Origin of the sequence: Mucilaginibacter sp. PAMC 26640, from assembly GCA_001596135.1 — a bacterium.
Classification (GTDB): Bacteria; Bacteroidota; Bacteroidia; order Sphingobacteriales; family Sphingobacteriaceae; genus Mucilaginibacter.
The window spans coordinates 2,696,211-2,717,962 of the sequence record CP014773.1 but is presented as its reverse complement, the minus strand read 5'-3'; the positions used below and the strand labels follow the sequence as shown (position 1 = coordinate 2,717,962).

Annotated in this window: 22 protein-coding genes; 7 read left to right on the top strand and 15 right to left on the bottom strand. The window is 43.0% G+C overall.

Translation table 11 applies throughout. The features are described from left to right. Positions 1 to 20 precede the first annotated feature (20 nt). From A0256_11845 to A0256_11835, 3 genes are all read left to right on the top strand, one after another. Positions 21 to 2,996 carry a protein translocase subunit SecDF gene (locus A0256_11845; protein ID AMR32064.1) on the top strand — a complete coding sequence of 992 codons (2,976 nt, stop codon included), beginning with the start codon at positions 21 to 23 and terminating at the stop codon, positions 2,994 to 2,996. Between the two features lie 147 nt (positions 2,997 to 3,143). After that, the gene (locus tag A0256_11840) at positions 3,144 to 4,457 is read left to right on the top strand and encodes an NADH dehydrogenase (protein AMR32063.1); all 1,314 of its coding nucleotides are present in this window, start codon (positions 3,144 to 3,146) and stop codon (positions 4,455 to 4,457) included. Next, the gene (locus A0256_11835) at positions 4,457 to 5,314 is read left to right on the top strand and encodes a hydroxymethylglutaryl-CoA lyase (protein ID AMR32062.1); all 858 of its coding nucleotides are present in this window, start codon (positions 4,457 to 4,459) and stop codon (positions 5,312 to 5,314) included. The genes A0256_11840 and A0256_11835 overlap by 1 nt, the downstream gene beginning before the upstream one ends. Before the next feature lie 84 nt (positions 5,315 to 5,398). Here the strand turns inward: A0256_11835 and A0256_11830 are convergent, their stop codons facing one another. The 3 genes from A0256_11830 to A0256_11820 form a co-directional block, all read right to left on the bottom strand. After that, positions 5,399 to 5,833, bottom strand: coding sequence for a GNAT family acetyltransferase (locus tag A0256_11830; protein ID AMR32061.1), 435 nt, complete (start codon positions 5,831 to 5,833; stop codon positions 5,399 to 5,401). Further along, positions 5,802 to 6,302, bottom strand: coding sequence for a hypothetical protein (locus A0256_11825; GenBank protein AMR32060.1), 501 nt, complete (start codon positions 6,300 to 6,302; stop codon positions 5,802 to 5,804). The genes A0256_11830 and A0256_11825 overlap by 32 nt, the downstream gene beginning before the upstream one ends. 85 nt (positions 6,303 to 6,387) lie before the next feature. Continuing rightward, positions 6,388 to 7,467, bottom strand: a complete 1,080-nt coding sequence (locus tag A0256_11820; protein ID AMR32059.1) for a class II fructose-bisphosphate aldolase — start codon at positions 7,465 to 7,467, stop codon at positions 6,388 to 6,390. Positions 7,468 to 7,666: 199 nt separating this feature from the next. Here A0256_11820 and A0256_11815 point away from each other — a divergent pair, with 199 nt between their 5' ends. After that, positions 7,667 to 8,533, top strand: coding sequence for an acetyl-CoA carboxylase subunit beta (locus A0256_11815; GenBank protein ID AMR32058.1), 867 nt, complete (start codon positions 7,667 to 7,669; stop codon positions 8,531 to 8,533). Between the two features lie 118 nt (positions 8,534 to 8,651). Here the strand turns inward: A0256_11815 and A0256_11810 are convergent, their stop codons facing one another. The 4 genes from A0256_11810 to A0256_11795 all read right to left on the bottom strand — a co-directional run bounded on the left by A0256_11810 (position 8,652) and on the right by A0256_11795 (position 12,150). Beyond that, positions 8,652 to 8,954 carry a hypothetical protein gene (locus A0256_11810; GenBank protein ID AMR32057.1) on the bottom strand — a complete coding sequence of 101 codons (303 nt, stop codon included), beginning with the start codon at positions 8,952 to 8,954 and terminating at the stop codon, positions 8,652 to 8,654. Positions 8,955 to 9,040: 86 nt separating this feature from the next. Next, positions 9,041 to 9,367, bottom strand: coding sequence for a hypothetical protein (locus tag A0256_11805; GenBank protein ID AMR32056.1), 327 nt, complete (start codon positions 9,365 to 9,367; stop codon positions 9,041 to 9,043). Between the two features lie 181 nt (positions 9,368 to 9,548). Further along, entirely contained in the window at positions 9,549 to 10,685 is a 1,137-nt protein-coding gene (locus A0256_11800; GenBank protein ID AMR32055.1) for a cysteine desulfurase, read from the bottom strand. A 73-nt stretch (positions 10,686 to 10,758) separates the two neighbouring features. Then, the gene (locus A0256_11795) at positions 10,759 to 12,150 is read right to left on the bottom strand and encodes a phosphoglucosamine mutase (protein ID AMR32054.1); all 1,392 of its coding nucleotides are present in this window, start codon (positions 12,148 to 12,150) and stop codon (positions 10,759 to 10,761) included. 128 nt (positions 12,151 to 12,278) lie between these two features. Here A0256_11795 and A0256_11790 point away from each other — a divergent pair, with 128 nt between their 5' ends. Continuing rightward, on the top strand, positions 12,279 to 12,848 hold the full coding sequence (locus A0256_11790; protein AMR32053.1) for a phospholipid phosphatase: 570 nt from the start codon (positions 12,279 to 12,281) through the stop codon (positions 12,846 to 12,848). Positions 12,849 to 12,970: 122 nt separating this feature from the next. Here A0256_11790 and A0256_11785 read toward each other — a convergent pair whose 3' ends face one another. From A0256_11785 to A0256_11750, 8 genes are all read right to left on the bottom strand, one after another. After that, positions 12,971 to 13,420, bottom strand: a complete 450-nt coding sequence (locus A0256_11785; GenBank protein ID AMR32052.1) for a transcriptional regulator — start codon at positions 13,418 to 13,420, stop codon at positions 12,971 to 12,973. Positions 13,421 to 13,617: 197 nt separating this feature from the next. Continuing rightward, positions 13,618 to 14,556 (bottom strand): exonuclease, encoded by a 939-nt coding sequence (locus A0256_11780; GenBank protein AMR32051.1) that lies wholly within the window; start codon positions 14,554 to 14,556, stop codon positions 13,618 to 13,620. Further along, complete coding sequence (locus A0256_11775; protein ID AMR32050.1) at positions 14,553 to 15,161, bottom strand: dephospho-CoA kinase; 609 nt, start codon at positions 15,159 to 15,161, stop codon at positions 14,553 to 14,555. The genes A0256_11780 and A0256_11775 overlap by 4 nt, the downstream gene beginning before the upstream one ends. Beyond that, complete coding sequence (locus A0256_11770; GenBank protein AMR32049.1) at positions 15,161 to 16,105, bottom strand: hypothetical protein; 945 nt, start codon at positions 16,103 to 16,105, stop codon at positions 15,161 to 15,163. The genes A0256_11775 and A0256_11770 overlap by 1 nt, the downstream gene beginning before the upstream one ends. Positions 16,106 to 16,235: 130 nt before the next feature. Continuing rightward, the gene (locus A0256_11765; protein AMR32048.1) at positions 16,236 to 16,571 is read right to left on the bottom strand and encodes a preprotein translocase subunit YajC; all 336 of its coding nucleotides are present in this window, start codon (positions 16,569 to 16,571) and stop codon (positions 16,236 to 16,238) included. 13 nt (positions 16,572 to 16,584) lie between these two features. Next, positions 16,585 to 17,016, bottom strand: coding sequence for a hypothetical protein (locus A0256_11760; GenBank protein AMR32047.1), 432 nt, complete (start codon positions 17,014 to 17,016; stop codon positions 16,585 to 16,587). A 9-nt stretch (positions 17,017 to 17,025) separates the two neighbouring features. Continuing rightward, entirely contained in the window at positions 17,026 to 17,973 is a 948-nt protein-coding gene (locus A0256_11755; GenBank protein AMR32046.1) for a transcription antitermination factor NusB, read from the bottom strand. Between the two features lie 49 nt (positions 17,974 to 18,022). After that, positions 18,023 to 19,108, bottom strand: coding sequence for a leucine dehydrogenase (locus A0256_11750; protein ID AMR32045.1), 1,086 nt, complete (start codon positions 19,106 to 19,108; stop codon positions 18,023 to 18,025). Between the two features lie 205 nt (positions 19,109 to 19,313). Between A0256_11750 and A0256_11745 the strand changes: the two genes are divergently transcribed. Together A0256_11745 and A0256_11740 are read left to right on the top strand one after the other, a co-directional pair. After that, positions 19,314 to 19,526, top strand: a complete 213-nt coding sequence (locus A0256_11745; protein AMR32044.1) for a hypothetical protein — start codon at positions 19,314 to 19,316, stop codon at positions 19,524 to 19,526. Positions 19,527 to 19,840: 314 nt separating this feature from the next. Beyond that, complete coding sequence (locus tag A0256_11740; protein ID AMR32043.1) at positions 19,841 to 21,631, top strand: ABC transporter; 1,791 nt, start codon at positions 19,841 to 19,843, stop codon at positions 21,629 to 21,631. The last annotated feature ends 121 nt before the right edge of the window (positions 21,632 to 21,752 follow it).

Below are 21,752 nucleotides of genomic sequence, written 5' to 3'. Positions count from 1 at the left end.
TAATTACATATAAATTCGAGATGCAAGGTAAAGGGGTTATTAAATTTTTCGCCATTCTGCTGGCTGTGGTATGCTTATACCAGCTTTCATTTACATGGGTGGCCCATAAAGTTGAGAACGATGCCAAGGTACACGCAAAGGGAAATGCTGAAAAGGAAACTGCCTATTTAGATTCTATTTCCACTCAGCCGGTATATCCGCTATTCGGCCACACCTATCAATATTGTTTAGACCGCGAGCTTGCGCTTGGTTTGGATTTAAAAGGTGGCATGAACGTAACGATGCAAATCTCGTTACGCGAGCTGGTACAGTCGTTATCCAACAACAACCAGGACCCTGCTTTTAAACAGGCCTTGGTACAGGCTCAAAAAGATGCTGTAATTTATCCTCAAAAAGATTACATCACCCTATTTGTTGATGCCTACGAAAAGATTGCACCTAACGGCAAACTTGCAGCTATCTTCGCAAACAGCAACAACCAGGACCATTTAAAGTTCAATGCGTCGAACGGCGATGTTAAAACCTATCTTAAAGATCAGGCGAGCACTGCAGTTCAGCAGTCCTACACCGTTCTTCACACACGTATCGATCAGTTTGGTGTTACCCAGCCAAACATCCAGCTGCAAAAAAGCACCAACCGGATATTGATTGAGTTGCCTGGTGTTAAAGAACCGGAACGTGTTAGAAAATTATTATCTGGCTCGGCCAAACTGGAATTTTACCAAACCTATGATAACAGTGAGGTTTACCAATTACTGGGTAATATCAACAGCCTGCTGGCTGCAAAAGATAAAGCAGCTACTGCTAAAAAAGACACCGCAAAAAATGCTGCCACTGCTAAAAGTCCAACGAGCTTAAAAGATTCTGCAAACTCCTTATTGGCTAAGTTGAAAAATAACACCAATAAAGATTCATCGTCATTAAATAACAAAGCCCAGCTGGCTGCTCAAAATCCTTTGTTTGCTATATTGGCACCAATGGTTGGCCAGGGTGCAAACGGTCAGGGCCAATTATACCCGGGCCCAACTGTTGGCCGGGCAGCTGTTAATGACACGGCAAAGGTTAACAAGGTAATGCGTTCACCTGAAGTAAAATCCGTGATTCCACAGAATATGAAATTCCTGTGGAGCGTTAAGCCTATTGAAAACACAAAGGTGTTTGAATTGTATGCTATCAAACTGAGCGGTGCTGAAAACGGCCCTGTACTATCAGGCGACGTGATCAGCGATGCACGCAGCGATGTTGATCCTGTTAAAGGTGGCTACGAAGTTATCATGAACATGACTTCACAAGGTGCCCAGAAATGGAAAAATATCACGGCAGAAGCATCTGCAGGCGCTAATAAAAGATCTATTGCTATCGTACTCGATGATAATGTTTATTCTGCACCTACCGTTCAGAATGAAATCTCAGGCGGTGTATCCTCTATCTCTGGTAACTTTAAAGTTGAAGATACAAAGGATTTGGCAAACATCCTCAAAGCAGGGCGTTTACCCGCTCCTGCACGTATCATGACAGAGGCCGTGGTAGGTCCGTCGTTAGGCCAGGAGGCTATCAGCGCAGGTTTACTATCATGTATTCTTGGTTTAGTGGTTATCCTGATCTTTATGATCGCTTACTACAACCGCGCAGGTACCGTTGCAGTAGTTGCTGTTTTGATCAACGTGTTTTTCCTGATGGGTGTATTGATCAGCCTACGTGCTGTATTAACTCTTCCGGGTATCGCGGGTATCATTTTGATACTAGGTGTGGCAGTTGATGCCAACGTATTGGTTTATGAACGTGTGCGCGAAGAGCTCGGTTTAGGCAAATCCATCCGAATTGCAATTGCTGATGGTTTTAAACATGCATTACCATCTATTCTCGATGCCAACATCAGTACCTTCCTAACGGGTGTTATCCTTTTCGTCTTCGGTTCGGGCCCTATCCAGGGTTTCGCTACTACATTGATGATCGGTATCATCACTACTTTGTTCTGCTCATTATTGATTTCCAGATTATTATTTGAATTCATGCTGGAAAAAGGCTGGGATATTAAATTTTCTAACCCATGGAGCTCACATACTTTTAAAAATGCTAACTACGGTTTCGTAAAAAACCGTTTTAAATTCTATGCCTTCTCGGGCATTTTTATCGCTGCAGGTTTGGTATCGATGGTTACCCGCGGCTTTAACTACGGTGTAGATTTTGGTGGCGGACGTACCTATATCGTACAGTTCAACAGTAAGAACGTTACACCAGATGACGTTCATAAAGAACTTGATAAATCCTTAGGTTTTGGTTCTGAGGTTAAAACATTTGGTACTGACAGGATCAGCATCACAACTAACTATATGATCGACAGCACCGAACCGGATGCAGATTCGAAAGTTGAAAATGCTGTTATCAATGCGTTGAAATCAAGCCCGGCAACTACTATCACAGCTAAAAATATCCTTAGCCACGAAAAAGTGGAAGCTACGATAGCAAATGAGCTGAAAGCTTCTGCAAAGTGGACCATCATCATTGCTATCCTGGTGATCTCAGCTTATATTTTGGTTAGGTTCCGCAAATGGCAATTTAGCCTTGGCGCAATGGTGGCAACCGTTCATGATGCATTAATGGTGTTATCCTTCTTCTCATTATTTAAAGATGTATTACCATTCTCTTTAGATATCGACCAGGCCTTCATCGCTGCATTATTAACCGTGATTGGTTACTCCATTAACGACACCGTGGTTGTATTTGACAGGATCCGCGAGTTCCTGAACCTGCACCATGCTAAAACTGATGATCCTAAAGAAGTAATCAACCATGCTATTAACAACACACTGAGCAGAACAATCATCACGGCATTAACCGTCGTATTGATATTACTTGTATTATTCTTGTTCGGTGGTGATGTTTTACGTGGGTTCTCCTTCGCCTTATTGATCGGTGTACTTTTTGGTACCTACTCGTCTATCTGCGTTGCAACCCCGGTTATTGTCGACTTTGGAAAAAAAGACCTCAGATAAAAAATAACAATTAATTAAAAGGCTCCAAAGAACATTTGGAGCCTTTTTTGTTTAGTAGCTAACGGGTTAACTTTTACCGTTAATCAAAAGCACTCATTTCATCCTCGTGAATATAAAAGCTAAGGATATAATAAAAATCTACTCTATATGAATAGCAATAATCTTTCAAAATTCCCGGTCGTGGTTGTCATAGGCGGGGGCTTCGGTGGTATCGAAGTTGTAAAACGCCTTGCAGAGAAACCGGTTGAAGTAATATTAATTGATAAGCATAACTATCACACCTTTCAGCCGCTACTTTACCAGGTAGCTACAGGTAGTCTCGAATCGGAGTCTATCGCTTTCTCCTTGCGGAAAAACTTCGAGGGGCAGAAAAATCTTAAGTTCAGGCATACGGAAGTTAAAAGTATCGATACAGCAGCCAATATTGTAAAAACCGGTATCGGCGATATCGCATATGATTACCTGGTGATTGCCACTGGTTCTACCACCAACTTTTTTGGCAATAAAGAGATTGAGCATTATGCTATGCCGATGAAATCTATCCCGGAGGCATTAAACTTGCGCTATATGGTACTGCAAAACCTGGAGGAAGCCATTTTAAAGCCTACCAAGGAAGAACGCGCACCATTCCTATCATTTGTATTGGTCGGGGCCGGCCCTACCGGTGTGGAGCTTGCAGGGGCACTGGCAGAACTACGTAACCACGTACTTAATAAAGATTACCCCGAACTGGCGAAAGAGGAGATGAAGGTTTACCTGGTAGATTTCCTGCCGAAGGTGCTTGGTCCGTTTTCTGACGAAGGTTCTGCTGCCGCGCAAGATTTCCTGGTAAAGATGGGCGTTGAAGTTTTGCTAAACGTAAAAGTGGAAACCTACAATGGCGAGGAGATAAAATTTGAAGGCGGTAAAAGTATCCGTACAAAAAATGTGATCTGGTCTGCTGGCGTGATGGGTGTTATACCAGAAGGTGTCTCAAAAGATTCGATTGAAAGAGGCAACCGGGTAAAAGTGGATGAAAAATTAAAAATGGTAGGCAGCGAAAATATCTTTGCCATTGGCGATGTATCTGCTATGATAACGCCCGAAACTCCAAAGGGCCACCCTGGTGTTGCACAGGTAGCTATACAAATGGGCGAACTTACCGGTAAAAATATTGCGCGCCTGATTAGTGGTGAACCTACCGAGGCTTTTAAATATAATGATAAAGGATCGCTGGCCACCATTGGCAGAAACAAGGCAATTGCAGATTTGGGCAAAATTAAGTTTCAGGGCTTTTTTGCATGGCTCATCTGGATGTTTATACATTTGATTTCGTTGATGGGTGGCCGAAACCGGGTTATCGTATTCATTAACTGGATTTCCAGCTATATTACCTATAATGGCGGCAGCAGGCTCATCATCCGCAATTTCAAGCGAGAAGCCCTGGTAGATAAGAATGCTCAAGTTTCAAAACCAGATTAATGCCTGATACCAAAATAACCGAATGCCCCCGCGATGCTATGCAGGGGCTTACCGAATTTATACCCACTAACGTAAAAGCAGAATATATAAATCTGTTGCTGCAGGTTGGCTTTGATACGATTGATTTTGGAAGCTTTGTATCGCCGAAAGCGGTGCCGCAAATGCGGGATACAAAAGAAGTATTGCGTAAACTCGACCTGAGCAACACTCCATCCAAGCTTTTAGCTATCGTTGCCAATTACCGTGGTGCGGAGGAAGCCGCCAGTCACGAAGAGATCACGTTCTTAGGCTACCCGTTTTCATTATCAGAAACATTTCAGCAGCGAAATACAAATACCTCAATGGCCAATGCTTTTGATGATGTAAAGCGGATGAACGAGCTGTGCACTGCTAAAAACAAAACGCTGTTAATTTATTTGTCGATGGGATTTGGCAACCCCTACGGAGATGACTGGAGCACGGAAATTGTGCAGCACTGGGCGCAGCAACTGATTAACGAGGGAATCGGTTATATTGCCCTCTCCGATACCATTGGTGTTGGTACGCCTGAACAGATCACTACGCTCTATCCGGCATTGGTTCAACAATCGCCGATAACCAGCTTCGGTTTACATTTACATTCAACACCTGATACCTGGCAGGATAAAATTGCCGCTGCTTATGAAAGCGGCTGCACCCGGTTTGATGCTGCGCTGAAAGGTTATGGTGGCTGCCCAATGGCTAAAGACGAGCTGACAGGCAACATTGCCACCGAAAACCTGCTGGCTTACCTTTTGCACCAAAATAGCGACACAGGGCTAGATTTGGATAAATTACAGGAAGCGATGGATTATTCGGGAAGGGTATTTGGCGCATAGTGTCAACGCCCAACTCCTAAACAAATAGGAGTGATTGGGTAATTATGTATATGAATGCAACGATTTTCTAATTTTGCTTCCCCTTCAGGGGCTGGGGGGAATTTCCATTGTAAAATGCCTTATACCAGCTTCCATAAATTCATTTCCTATTTTCTTGAAACCGAAGCGCTCATATAAGCTTACCGCATCTACCTGGGAGTGTAAATAAATTAGTGGTGCATTAGCCGGCAAATTTTCTAAAACAGTTTTTACCATTTCCTGCCCTAAACCGCGGCCACGATATTTTTTTAATACCGCAAAACGTTCTAGTTTAACTCCTTTATCAGTTTTTCTCCATCGGCACGCAGCTGCGGGTTTACCATCAATCGTAGCTAAAAAATGGATGGAGATATCATTACCTTCAACCTCTAAGCTAGCAGGACATCCCTGCTCCTCTACAAATACTTCGTGGCGGATAAAAAAAGCTTCAGATAGATCAGCAGGAGCACTAATTTGCTTTACTTCTATTTTTGAGTCCATTATTGTAATGAGCTTTCGTTTTGTAATTTGTAATCTTGGTATTATGATTTTCTTCTGCAGCGTCTATTGAGTGCGTACATGTTAAATCATCCTCTTTCTCCGCAAGCTGCGACAATTTTACATAGAATTTCCGCAACTGATCAAGCTCTTTTTCACTCAACGCTTCAATATTAACCATCCGGTTACTGGCACCCTGGTGAGCCGCAAGCAACTCGTTCAATTTTAAGTGAATGGCTTTAGAATCCTTATTTTGCGACTTTTGGATGAGGAACACCATCAGGAAAGTGACAATAGTGGTGCCTGTGTTAATGATCAGTTGCCAAGTGTCGGAATATTTAAAAATCGGGCCGGTAATCAGCCAAATAACAATCGTTAGCATGGCAATTATAAAAGCAGCAGAGCTTCCTGTTGCCATGGTTGCCCAGTTTGCGAATTTTTCAAAAAGGTTTTTATCGTTTTTCTTTGCCATGTTCCCGTATAATTTTTATCTATAACCTAAAAAAAGCGCCAATGTTATTAACACTGGCGCTTTTTATTCCTATATGCTCTTTAACTTAGATCTTGCTGGTAGCGTCGATACAATTTAAATCGCCAAAAGCTACAGTTAAACGTTTTACAAAACTTTCCTCAGCTTTGCGTAACCAAACGCGCGGATCGTAATATTTTTTGTTCGGAGAATCCTCACCATCAGGGCTACCGATTTGTGTCTGCAAATAACCCTCTTTAGATTGGTAGTAATCTTTTATCCCTTCCCAAAATGCAAACTGCATATCGGTATCGATGTTCATTTTTATTGCACCGTAAGAGATCGCCTCGCGAATTTCTTCCTGGCTAGAACCCGAACCGCCATGGAAAACAAAGTTGATCGGTTTCTCGGCAGTAAGGCTGTGTTTCTCTTTTAAATACACCTGTGAGTTATGCAAGATAACCGGTTGTAATTTAACGTTGCCCGGTTTGTAAACGCCGTGTACGTTTCCAAATGCAGCAGCAATTGTAAAGCGTGGGCTAACTTTAGAAAGTTCTTCGTAAGCATAAGCAACTTCTTCCGGCTGGGTGTATAAGCGTGAGCTATCCACATCAGAGTTATCTACACCGTCTTCTTCGCCGCCTGTAACACCAAGTTCAATCTCTATAGTCATACCCATTTTGGCCATGCGGGCCAGATACTTCGCCGAGATTTCGATATTTTCTTCTATAGATTCTTCAGAAAGATCCAGCATATGCGATGAAAACAAAGGCTTGCCGGTTTCAGCAAAGAATTTTTCACCATGCTCTAACAAACCGTCAATCCAAGGCAATAATTTTTTTGCAGCATGGTCGGTATGTAATATAACCGCAACACCGTAATGCTCAGCCAGTAAATGCACGTGCTTAGCGGCAGATACACCACCAAGGATACAGGCCTGCAGCTTAGAGTTATCTAAAGTTTTACCAGCATAAAACTGCGCGCCGCCGTTTGATAACTGGATAATTACAGGAGAGTTAACAGCCTTTGCTGTTTCCATAACTGCGTTGATGGTATTGGTACCAATAACGTTTACCGCAGGTAATGCAAACTGGTGCACTTTAGCTGCTTCAAATAGTTCCTGCACCTGATCGCCATGCAGAACACCTTTATAATCTTTTAAACTCATTAACTTATTGTTTGGGAGCCGAAGTTATAATTTAGATATGAGATTTGAGATAAGAGATGTGAGTTTTTTAAAAATATCAGTTTTTTTTTAGCGCTTTTTTTGCCCAACCAGGGGTTATATCGGCTCAAATCTCATATCTAACGTTTCAAATCTAAAATATTTCGTTTCTTTGCATTACTTGAAAGACATAGAAATAGATATGGCGTGGTTTAAGCGAGAAATCAAAGGGATAATTACGACTACTGAGGAGAAGAAGGAAGCCCCCGATGGCATCTGGAACAAGTGCCCCAATTGTAAGAAACCTTTACACTACTCAGAACAGGTTGAAAACCAATACGTTTGCCATTATTGCGGTTTTCATATCCGCATTGGCTCCAAAGAATACTTCTCAGTTTTGTTTGATGATAATCAATTTGCGGAGTTGTTCAGCGACCTTAGTTCGGGCGATCCGTTAAACTTTACCGACACCAAGAAATATACCGACCGGCTGGTAGAAACCAAAAAGAAAACAGGTTTAACAGATGCTATCCGGGCCGGCGTTGGTAAAATGAATGGACAGGATGTCGTTATTGCTTGTATGGACTTTAATTTCATCGGCGGATCTATGGGTTCGGTGGTTGGTGAAAAAATAGCCCGTTCAATAGATTATAGCATTGCAAACAAGGTTCCTTTCCTGATGATCTCTAAATCTGGCGGTGCCAGGATGATGGAGGCCGCATTTTCTTTAATGCAGATGGCCAAGACATCAGCTAAATTGGCTTTACTAAGCCAGGCAAAGGTGCCATACATATCTCTGCTAACTGATCCGACAACGGGTGGAGTAACAGCATCCTACGCTATGCTGGGCGATATTAATATTGCAGAGCCCGGCTCTCTTATCGGCTTTGCCGGTCCCCGCGTTATTAAAGAAACGATTAAGAAAGATTTGCCAAAGGGATTCCAAACTGCAGAATTTGTGCAGGAACATGGTTTCTTAGATTTCATAGTTGACAGAAGGGAAATGAAGGAAAAACTGGCGAGCTTTTTAAAGATGTTAGCGCCGGTGCCAGCCCCCCCCGCCCCCTGAAGGGGGAGCCTTTGATTGGCTTCACAAACATAAAAAAAGGCGTTCCGAGTTCTCGGAACGCCTTTTTTATGAAATTTCATGTTCGGCTCCCCCTTCAGGGGGCGGGGGGGGCTTTCCTTTATATCCCCTCTGTACCTGGCTCATGGCCTAACATCCTGCCGGTTGTACGACCGTGCGGACGGCTTTCAAAGTTAGTTTTGGTTGCCACACCTTCCGAAGGGAACTCGTGCTGATTTGGCGGCGTCACATCGGTGCTTTCGCTATATGATGCATCATTACCTTCCTGTTGCTGCTCTTGCTCGGTTTGCGGGTGATAACCAGATCCTTCGTTTTCAGACTGGCGCTCTTCAGGAGTTTCGTTTGGATTGTGAGTTGGATTGTGAGTTGGATTGTATTCCGGGTTTCTTTCGTTGGTTTCCATAATTGTAGTTATTAGTTGTTCAATACTTATCAACCAAAAACAGTACCAACTTTAACGCTATCGAAATATATTTTCCAAATAAACAATTATGAATCCACTCGGGTAGTGCCACCTCCTTCGGTGTCATCCAACCTGTTTTCATCATCTTCGTCTAATTCGTTGTCAGTATCAGCAGGCACATCATCGTCATCATCAAGCAAATCATCATCTTCCTCATCATTACTTGAGTCCAGCTGATCTTCAGTATCCAGCTCGTCTTCGTCACTTGCCTGCTCACTGTCGTTTTCGATATCATCAGAAAAACCACGGTCGGTAATGTGGCCCTCTTCGCGGGATTCCGAGAACAGCGAACCCGAGCCATAATTATGGTCTTCTTCCTGGTCTTCCCAGGCGTTTTGATCATTAATTTTCATAGGATTTTAATTTTGTTTGTCAATACAAAACCTGAATTTTAACTCATTGTTTTACAATTATCCTAAAAAGAAACCATCAAATTTAATAGAGCGACAACCATTTGGTCGATCCTATCACTGGAAATGACACGACAAGAAGCCTTCGTTTTAAAATTGCCTGCCGGGCAAATTGTACTGATCTTTAAGCACTTACCATACACAAGTCTTTCAACTTAGCTACGGTGAAGTCTATTTCGTCTTTAGTGTTGTATTTAGAGAACGAAAAGCGTACCGATGGCCGGTCGGGACTGGCACCTATAGCGGTCAGCACATGAGAACCTATATCCGAACCCGAGCTGCAGGCACTGCCGCCTGATGCAGAAATACCGGCAATATCCAAATTAAATAACAACATATCCCCCATTTCCATCTCCGGAAACGAAGTATTAAGTACAGTGTATAAACTTTTTGCCGGATCGGTCTCGCCATTGAAGCCAACACCGGTAATTTCCTGCTGTAATCTAGCCATCATATAGCTCTTCAGATCCTGGATATAAGCTTGATGGGCATCCATCTCTTCGTACGCCATTGCTAAAGCTTTAGCCATACCTGCTATGCCGTAAACATTTTCTGTACCGCCACGCATATTGCGTTCCTGAGAGCCGCCATAGATCATGGGGTTGATCTTCACTTTATGACTTACGTGTAAAAAGCCAACACCCTTTGGCCCGTGCAATTTATGCGCACCGCAAACCATAAAATGGACCTTCAGTTTTTGTAAATCATGTTTGTAATGCCCCACAGTTTGCACGGTATCCGTGTGGAAAATAGCATTATAGATTTCGCACAGGTCGCCTACTTTTTCAATGTCAGTAAGGGTACCGAGTTCGTTATTGGCATGCATTAACGATACCAGGCTGCGTACATTATCTTTTAGCAGGGTCTCCAGATGGTCGTAATCTACGTTCCCTTTGCCATCCACATCTACGTAGCTTAGTTTAATGGCTCCGGCTTTCTCCATCGCTTGCAACGTGTGGATAACGGCATGATGCTCCAAACGGCTGGTAATAGCATGTGTAAGCTTATTATCCATGATACCGCAACGTATCGCGGTATTATCAGCCTCGGTGCCACCACTGGTAAAAAAGATCTCTGCAGGAGATGTATGCAGCAGGTTAGCAATCGTTTTGCGTGAACGTTCGATCATCGTACGCACTTCACGGCCATGAGCATGGATAGATGAAGGATTACCAAATTGGGTTTCCATCACTTTATAAATTTCCTTTAAAACTTCAGGATCGATGGCCGTAGTAGCAGCATTATCTAAGTAAACACGCATTTTAGTAGTAGTATGTGGTGATGAGTACCTAATCATCTTTCAGACTTACCGTCTTCCGGACATCAGATTCGTCCTAATCATTTAAATTTAAAATATCTTTTATATCCCTGATAATCTTTTCGGCCAGGTTATTTGCCACCGTTTCTGAATTTGCTTCAGAATAGATGCGGATAATTGGCTCGGTGTTCGATTTGCGCAAATGTACCCATTCTTTGTCAAATTCTATTTTCAACCCGTCGATAGTGGAATGGGGTTGCCTTTGGTATTTTTCTTCAACCTTTAAAAGCAGCGCATCGATATCCATTTCGGGAGTAAGCGTGATCTTATTTTTAGAGATAAAGTAGCCGGGATAAGATGCTCTTAAAACAGAAACCGGCCTGCCATATTTGGCAAGGTGGGTTAAAAACAAAGCAATACCCACTAAAGCATCACGGCCGTAGTGTAATTCGGGGTAAATTACCCCTCCGTTACCCTCGCCGCCTATTATGGCATTAACCTCTTTCATTTTGTTGACAACATTTACCTCCCCTACAGCAGCGGCATGGTATTCCCCTCCTGCCTGTTCGGTAACGTCGCGCAGGGCACGGGTGGATGAGAGATTGGATACCGTATTCCCTTTGTTATTTTTTAAAACATAATCAGCTACCGCAACCAGCGTATACTCTTCGCCAAACATGTTACCGTCTTCGCAAACAAAGCAAAGGCGGTCCACGTCCGGGTCTACAGCTATGCCCAGATCGGCCTTTTTCTTAAGCACCTCTTTTGAAAGTTCCGAAAGGTTTTCGGGCAGCGGTTCAGGATTGTGCGGAAAATTGCCGTCCGGCTCGCAGTATAATTCATGTACCGCACTAACACCCAGAGCTTTCAATAACGCCGGTACAAAAATACCTCCGGTCGAATTGACACAATCTATCACCACATTAAAATTAGCGGCTTTAATAGCGGCTACATCTACCAGCGGCAAGGCCAATACCTGGTCGATGTGTTTTTGAAGATAGCTATCGTCTCTGGTAAGTTTACCAAGAGCGTCAACACCGGCATAGGCAAAATCGCTGCTTTCTGCAATTTCTAAAACCTGTTTACCATCGGCATCGTTTATAAATTCTCCATTGGCGTTAAGTAATTTAAGCGCGTTCCATTGTTTTGGATTATGGCTTGCCGTGAGTATGATACCGCCGGCAGCTTTTTCGCCCGTTACGGCAATTTCAACCGTGGGGGTAGTTGATAAGCCCAAATCGATCACATCAATTCCTAAACCCTGCAGGGTACCGATGACCAGGTTGTTCACCATATCGCCTGAAAGACGCGCATCGCGGCCGATAACAATCTTTTTTAAGCCCGATTGCTTAACCGCCCAACTACCGTAGGCAGATGTAAATTTAACAATATCCAATGGCGTAAGCCCTTCGCCAACAGCGCCACCAATGGTGCCCCTTATACCCGAAATTGATTTTATAAGTGTCAAAATGTTTCGCTATTTAGCTAGCAAAAATAAGCTATTTTACCCATTGCAATGTAAAGCCAGCGTAGTTTTAAGGCTGAAATTATTGGCTATATTTGCCTTGCCAATAAAATTAACTGCGCAGATAGCCAATGCCCGATTTCCTTTTACAAACAGACCGGCATTTATTTTATTTTATTAACCACGACCTGTCCAACGTATTTTTCGACTGGGTGATGCCATGGATGCGGAACCCCAAATTTTGGATCCCTTTATACCTATTCATCATTGGCTTTTGTGTTTATCGCTACAAAAAACAGGGTGTAGCTCTGGTGATATTGCTCGCTCTTGCTACAGGCTTTGCGGATTATACCAGCGCCAGCCTTGTAAAAAAACAGGTACAAAGGCTGAGGCCCTGCCGGGATGCAGTAACGGGCAAAACGGTGATCAGCAGAGTGCCCTGCGGACTGGGTTACAGTTTCCCTTCCACCCATGCAACAGATCATTTCGCCATAGCTGTTTTCCTATGCCTGCTATTTCGCAAGCGATGGCCCTGGGTTGGTGTGGTTGCTATCCTGTGGGCAAGTACTATTTGCTTTGCGCAGGTGTATGTTGGTGTACATTTCCCGGTAGATGTAATTGCCGGAGCTATTTACGGGGGCCTGGTGGGTTGGTTATTTGTTTTAGGATTCAGGAAGTTGCAACCGGGCTTTTTGGCCTGAAGTAATTCAAAAATTCATCATCCTTTATAAAAAGGCTAGTAGAAATTTTGATCAGTTAAATTCAGGGAAATAGGCTTAAGAAAAGGGTATATCTATAGCAAATATTAAACGCGGTATTTTTATTAGCCCCGCATCTTATCAAGCAGATCGCTTAATTGCCCCGCTTCTTCCTCGCTGAGGTTTTTATCCATCAGATCTCTTGTTTTAAATTCTATATCCATTTTAGCCAGAATCGCTATCCCTTCTTCGCTGATCCGGATATCAACCGCGCGCCTATCTTTATTGTTAGTACAACGCGACACCAGCCCTTTTTGTACCAGCCTATCCACAATGCGGGAGGCATCGGACATTTTGTCGATCATCCGCTCTTTTAAAAGGTTGATAGTGGCCGGCTTTGGATATTGTCCGCGTAAAATGCGCAGAATATTAAATTGCTGCTGAGTAAGATTATATTTTTCAAATTTTGGGCGCGAAAAGTTGTTTATCCAGCCGTACGTGTAAGCAAGATTGATAACCGCTTTATGGTAGTTATCTTCAAAATTTGTACTTTTTATATCTTCCTCTATACCCATTTTAATGCAATACGTTGACTGTTATCCAAATATAACTTATTTGTTCTCATTTTGTTGTTTTTGCTTGTCGCGTCCGTAATTCCAGGGGCAATGCAAACACTTATTTTTACAGCAATAGCCGCGTTTCAAATGATATTCCTTTGTAAATACAAAGTTGCCGTCTTCATTAATGTAATAATCGACATTTTCCTGTAGCATCAGTTGAGCAATTTCACAAAAATATCATTTTTGAAATGGTCTTTCAATTGGCGGCCATCCCCATGCAATGTCCAGATTTCTTTTGGTTCCGTTTGCTCTATAGTGTAAATGATATCGTTCCAATCGGCATGGTCGGATATAAACAAAGTGTCCTGAGCATTCACCTGCAGATTTTTCCAGCCAGAAGCAAATAAACGCTTCACCCCGGTTGCGCGCAAATAACTATCAAACGTAAAGGGTGGTACAATGTAAACCCACTCTTCTTGTGTTTTCATCAGCTTGCGCCCGTACATCTGATGCTTACCCAAATCAAAACCCATTTTTTGATAAATAGCATTAATCGGCATAATGCGGTGATGAACCAGGATCTTTTTCTCCGGCGCATGGTCATTGATCAGCCTGATCAATCGCTGGCTTTTACCAAGACTGTAAGCCCCCAACAGGATATTGATCTTTATATCGTTCAACTTTTTAATTTCCGATACCGGCTCGGGGTGTTGCGTGTCCGGATTGGCAAATGTACTTTCGGTTATCAGCACATCGGCCTTTACAAATTCAATTGGCTCACAGGTACTGTCCGGCTGTAATTTATAATCTCCGGTATACAGGTACCGAGTTCCCCTAAACTCCATCAATACCTGTGCAGAGCCTGGCATATGGCCGGCAGGGATAAAAGTGATCTGCACCTCCCCTATAGTGAATGCTGAATGATATTGGGCCGTAGAGATTACTTTACCCGCACTTTTACCATAACGCAGCTGCATAAAGGCAATTGTAGCGGCAGTAGCATATATGCTGGCGTTACCGCTTACTGCATGGTCTGCGTGTGCGTGGGTTATTACCGCTTTTGATACGGGTTGTTTAGGGTCGAGATAAAAATCGCCGTAGCAACAGTATAAACCGTTATCATCGAAGGATAAGAAATCGTTTATGATCATTCGCCTTTAGCAAGAGACAGGTAGAGTTTGTGTAACTGGAGTACCTGGGGTATCACCAGTTCTGTATCGTCGTTTATTATTACGTCGTTTGCCATGCCCAACTTTTGTTCTTCACTCATTTGGCGGCTGTTACGTTTCTTTACTTCTGCTTCCGTTAGTCCGTCGCGCTGCATAACCCGGTTAAAACGAACCTGCTCCGGCGCGGAGATCATCAATGACCTATGGCACATTTTATACGAATCACTTTCGAATAATAGTGCCGCCTCCTTTAAAACATATGGTATTTCTGCCCGGCCTTTAAATTGTTTTACCCATACCTCAAATGCACGGAATACGGCGGGATGTACCAACCTGTTAAGTTTTACTAACTCTTCTTCATTATTGAAAACAATGCCGGAAATATGCTTTCGATTGAGCGAGCCATCTTCAAAATAAGATTCGGACCCGAAGGATTTTTTGATGCCATCTATCAAAATAAGGTCCTTAACCATGATATCTTTAGCCTGGTCATCGGCATAAAACACAGGAACGCCTAAAACTTCAAATATTTTGCAAACGGTAGTTTTTCCACTGCCAATATTGCCGGTGATACCTACTTTAAACATTACTTTTTAACAATAAAATCGACGTTTTGTGGCACAATCTTCACTATTTTACTATATGATGGCATGTGCGTAAGTCTAACGGTTAATACCCGGTAGCCTTGTAACCATTGGTCTAAATCAGCGACCGCTTCAAAATCATCGTCATTCATATCTGGATAATCCTTTAACGACGTGGTGAAAGTAACCTTCACTTTTTGCGGAAAGATCTTTACATCATAAAAGTTCCGGTTATTGATCAGCTTAACCGGTATTTCCATGGTTTTTTCTGTAAACTCATCTACCGGGATGTTCACCATTACACTTTTTGGCAAAACGCTTAGGTTGCCCTCGCTGGCTGCTTTTAAATTAAGGCGGGTGTTGATGCTCTCATTCAAATCGGTCAGCACCAGCGAATCCGTTTTCCAAGATTTGATGCGCGAAAGCACTTCTGCCGGTCCGCTGACAATCACGTATGACGGCTTAATAACTGTTGCGCCGGATTGTGCGAACTGGCGCTGGTAATTGATCGTGGTAACTAACTCAACAGGTACTTTTTTAACCGACCGGTTAGAAAAATCGAAATATAAGGTGTCGGGGCTAAAACCAACTATTTCGCGCTCGGGATCTTTCCTGGCATTAATTTGCTTGAGCTGATTACTCAATACCAAATAATTACGACTCTCTAAGGTTTGCAGATCAACGGAGACAATTTTTCTTTCATCGCCCATTTTGGCAAATAACATTTGCCAGCCGGTACCCTGTACAATGGCATTAACGGTATCTGATTGTAGTGAATGAAAAGCACGCCGCTGCGGGGCGTTTTTAAATAGGAGTGCTTGCTTAACCGTATACTTATGTGGATTGGAAAGGGTGGTAAATAACCAGGCAAAAATTGCACATACAAGGCAGGTGATAAAGGCCGAAAGCCTCCTGCGTTCTATCGCCGATAATTTGATTATTGCCATTTTTTCCTAAAAGCAGAAAGCGAAAGACTTAAAGCCAGGCAAAAATAAGATTTTACCATCGCGCTTTCAGCCTTTCGCTTTTATTTGTTGTTTGTGAGTTTTGGCCCGTAACTTAAAAACTTACTTCCGCTTAGCTTTTTGTTACCGCTGCAGGTGCGTTAAGGGCTTTAGATGATTCTAAAGAGATGGCCGATTTATCAAAACGGATACGTGCACCATTCTCTACTTCTACTAAAAAGGTAGTTTCGGCAACTTCATATATTTTGCCATGGATACCGGCTGTGGTAATCACCTTGTGGCCTTTTTGTAATTCATCTACATATTTTTTCTGATCCTTTTGCTTTTTCATCTGCGGGCGGATCATGAAGAAATAAAACACAACGGCAATTAGCCCGAACATGATAAATTGCGGGTTGATACCGAAAATAGTTGGGGCTGCTGCCTGTAATAAAATAGTTGCTATCATTTTTTAATTTTAATTAGTTTGCTGCTACTTCGCCGATTAAATGCACCATATTTTGGGCAGGGTTTGTATTAGCGGTAATGGTTATTTGTTTATCCTGCAGGCCCATTTTAGTGGCGCTGTCAAAGGTTACTTTTATTGCTCCGTCGGCACCCGGTTGCACGGGGGTGGTAGGCCATTCGGGTTTAGTACATCCACAGGTGGCCACGGCGTCCTTAACAATCAAAGGCGATTTGCCTGTATTGGTAAATTTAAATTCGTAGGTTACTTTATCACCACGTTTGATTTTACCAAAATCATGCGTTTCTTTTTCAAATTTCATCATTGGCGCATTAGTTGCAACTGCGGCACCCGCATCAGCAACTACAGCCGTAGTTTTTTGAGTGGAAGAATTGCAGGCGCTCATTAGCAAACCCGCAACAACTGTACATACCAATATCTTTTTCATCCTGTAAGGTTATTCTATTAATCCCCGGCCTATTTTTTTAACTTTATTGTCGGCTTTTAGTTCAAACAAAATCTTGTCTAAGATACCGTTTATAAACGAATTACTCTTAGGTGTGCTAAACTCTTTCGAGATCTCCAGGTACTCGTTAATGGTTACTTTGACCGGTATAGATGTAAAATTCACAAATTCCACAATTGCCATCTTCATTAACAAAGTATCCATCATTGCAATGCGATCAGGTTCCCAGTTCTGCGTTTTTTGGGCAATCAATTCCTGGTATTGCGTATCGTACCGAATGGTTTGATCGAACAGGTTAATTACAAATTCCCTGTCTTCAACCCAGTTACCGCTAATGTCTGCCAGTTGGTTGTCTTTAGGGTTTTCGTTGGAAAAGTTTTTGAAGGTTTTGGCAATAAGTGCCTGTAAAACTTCTTTATCGGTAGTCCAGTAAATAAACCTATCTTCAAATACCTGCTCGGCAAGCGACGATTTCAAAATTACTTTTTTGAATATGAACTTGATGATGTCCTTGTCTGTATGGATGGTATCATCCGTTTTGGCAATGTATTCGGCGTACTCAGGCGAGTTTTTTAAAGTTGTAAAAAGCGATTTGGCTAGTTCCGGATCAAATGACCATTCTACCTTGTACTTCTTCAATGCTATAAGGTAATCCCGGTTATCACCCAGTGAGGTGTAAAAGCTATTCGTAAGGATCTTCTTGCTGGCATTTAGATCTTCGGCAGTGGGCAGATGTTTGTTGGCCCGTTCTTCGGCATCCGTTGAAGTGTAGTCGATCACTTCGCTGATCAGCGACAGCATCCATATGTACATTTCAAATACCTGGTCTATACTGCTCAGCAGCTGCTTTTCGTGATGTTTAATGTCGCGCGTGGCCGATTGATGATACGCGTACAACGATTGGAGTACTTTTACCCGGAGGTGTCTTCTGTTTAACATTTGTAAGAACGATTATGTGCGCCGCCGGGCGCACCGGTTATGATAATTATTAATAGGTTGATTTTACTTTTTTAATATCTGCAATACGTTTTTCGGCTATTTTGTTTGCCGCATTTATTGTAGAAATATTTTCCGATTTAGATAACTTTAATACATTTCTGGTAGCCTCGTAGATATTCTCGGTAAGCTGCAAAGTGCGTTTTTTGCTGAATCCCATCAGTTCCGAATAACAATTAATGATGCCGCCTGCGTTTATAACATAATCCGGGGCAAAAAGTATGCCTTTTTCCAACAGCATCTGCCCGTGCAGAAACTCATCCTTCAATTGGTTGTTAGCCGAGCCGGCAATTATAGCGCATTGCAGCTTACCAATTGTTTCGGTATTGATGGTTGCACCTAAAGCACACGGTGCATAAATATCTGCGTTGATGTCAAAAATACTATTGTTAGATACTGCTTCTGCACCATATTTTTTCGATACCTGGCGCGTGCGCTCATCATTGATATCGCTTACGTAAACTTTCGCGTTTTCTTCGCGAAGCAACTTTACCAGCTGTTCTCCTACATGGCCAATGCCTTGTACAATAACGGATCTCCCTGTTATATGATCATTACCGTAGAGCTCCTTTATACAGGCCTTAATCCCCATATAAACGCCCATTGCCGCAATTGGTGCAGGGTCTCCGCTGCCACCCATTGTTTCGGGCATACCGGTTACATGCTGGGTTTCCATCCGGATATATTCCATATCCCTCGGGTTGGTACCAACATCCTCAGCAGTAATAAATTCACCGTTTAAATTCTTAATAAAGCGGCCAAATTTACGCAACAATGCTTCGGATTTATCTTTGCGCGAATCCCCTATGATAACCGCTTTGCCCCCACCCAGGTTTAAACCCGCTACGGCAGATTTGTAGGTCATGCTTTTAGAGAGGCGCAACACATCCTGCAGGGCTTCCTGCTCGGTTTTATAGGCCCAAAACCGGGTACCGCCTAAAGCGGGCCCTAATGTTGTATCATGAATAGCTATGATTGCCCGTAAGCCTGTATCAGGATCGCTGCAGTAAACCACTTTCTTGTGGCCGAACGCGTCGAGCTGATTAAAAATACTATCGGTAGGCTGTTGAACGGGCATTGTTTGAACGGCAGAGGTGATATTTCTTACGCACCGCAAAAGTAGAGGTTTTTTTATTAGGGACAAAGTTTTAGTTGCGTCCGTAAACCGGTAAGTCCGTAAGTCCGTAAGTCCGTAAGTCCGTAAGTCCGTAAGTGAAATTCAAATGCTGATGGGTTGTTGACGAAAAATCAAAATAAATTCGGAATCAGGGGCATTTGTCTGTTTGTTAGTAAGAGAAAAATACGCGCGTAATCTCAGCGGCTGTGGCGGCTTGCTTTCAGGGGCTCGGTGGCATAATTACCCGCCTGCCATTTATGCCGCAGTAAATTCATCTACAGCTATATTGAAAAAATTGGTAGATTTCACTACCAATGAGATCCACAATAACCTGGTAACCGTTACTTTAATTAACCCCGACCGCGTTGCTACCGAATAAATTAAAATAGCACAACTACCTGCCAACTGGACCAGCTATCCCGCCCCGGCTATTTTTCAACAGATTGGCAACGCCTGGCTAAGATCAAAAAGCGCGTTGATTTAATATATTCCATCCGTTATAGATCCGTTGGCGAATAACGTGCTGATCAATCCATTTCATCCAAAGGCAAACCATATAGGAATTGGAGAAGTCAGGCCACTCAGATTTGACAGGAGATTGATGAAAACTGACAAGAATCGGTAAACCTTATTTACTACTTTTGATTTCCGTCTGTCGGGCTTTCCGACTTCGCGGACTTTTGCACATATATAATGAAGGAGCTCGCATACCTCAATAAATTCTTTTACAAATACCGCTGGCGACTGGTGCCCGGTGTGTTGTTTGTTGTCATCTCCAATATTTTTGGCGTATTGCCGGCTCAGGTAGTTAGGGTGGCGTTCGATCTTGTTACAGAGAACATTAGCACCTACCAGCTTTTCACCGGCTTTAGCCGCCAAAGTATGGTATATGATATTTTCGGATCCAGTTTGCTGCTATTTGGCATTTTGGTGTTACTGCTTTCTTTGCTAAGGGGCCTGTTCCTGTTTTTTATGCGGCAAACCATCATCCTGATGTCGCGGCATATCGAGTTCGATCAAAAGAACGAGATCTACAACCATTATCAAAAACTTTCCCTTGCCTTCTATCGCCGCCATAACACCGGCGATCTGATGAATCGAGTTACCGAAGATGTAAGCCGCGTACGCATGTACATAGGCCCGGGTATTATGTACTCCATCAATACGGTGGTTCTGTTTATACTGGTGATCTATGCCATGCTTACCGTAAATGTTAGGCTAACGATCTTTTCGATACTACCGCTGCCCATCCTGGCGGTCATTATTTTTTATGTAAACAGCATCATTGAATTCCGGAGCGAGCAAATTCAAAAGCGCTTATCTATATTATCCAGCTTTGTTCAGGAGAATTTCTCGGGTATCCGGGTAATTAAATCTTACGTGCGAGAAGGTTTCGTGCGCGAAAAATTCGCCGCAGAAAGCGAGCAGTATAAAGTACAAAGCATGGAGATGGCCAAAGTTCAGGCTATGTTCTTCCCGTCGATGCTGTTGCTGATTGGCCTGAGCAATGTGATCACCATGTATATAGGTGGTGTGGAAGTAATGAAAGGCAATATTACCGCAGGCAATATTGCCGAGTTCATTGTTTATCTTAATATGCTGGCATTTCCGGTGATATCTTTAGGCTGGGTAACCTCCTTAGTACAGCGGGCAGCAGCATCACAAAAGCGGATCAACGAGTTTTTGCACGAGCAGCCCGAGATTAATTCGCCGGATGCAGCACCACGAAAATTCAATGGTAAAATAGAATTCAGGGAGGTATCGTTCACGTACCCCGATACCGGCATACAGGCCTTAAAGCAGGTTTCGTTTGTAGCCAATCCCGGCGAAATGGTGGCAATAATCGGCCGTACCGGCTCAGGTAAATCAACCGTTGCCAACCTGATCATGCGCATGTATGATACCACCGGTGGCCAGATACTGGTTGACGGTGAGCCGATAAAGCAGGTGAACCTGGAGAGCTACCGCTCGCAAATTGGTTTCGTACCACAGGAGGTTTTTCTTTTTTCAGATATCATTTCACACAACATTGCCTTTAGTGCAGATGTGCTGGATCTGCCCCGGGTAAAGCAGGCTGCTAAAGATGCTGCCGTATACAACAATATTATGGAGCTGGAACACGGCTTTGATACACTGATAGGCGAACGCGGGGTAACCTTATCCGGCGGGCAAAAGCAACGTGTAAGTATTGCGCGCGCCATTGTTAAACAGCCGCAGGTATTGATATTTGATGATTGCTTATCCGCCGTTGATACCCGCACCGAGGAGGAGATCCTGAGCAACCTTGGGCGTATTATGCAGGATAAAACCAGCATCATTATATCGCACAGGATCAGCACTATTAAAAATGCGGATAAAATACTGGTGATAGATAATGGCGAAATAATTGAGCAGGGTACTCATAACCAACTGATGGAGTTGAAAACCGCTTATTTTGAGCTGTACGAAAAGCAATTGCTGGAAGAAGAAGAGAAGCAGGTTTAATCGTTAAACTGCCTTCCTGCGCAAAACTACCTTTCCAACAAATGTTTGTTCAGCTAATCTTTTTTACAAACTACATTTTCTTTAAACCAATTAAGTAAATAATTTGAACAAAAATTTAATA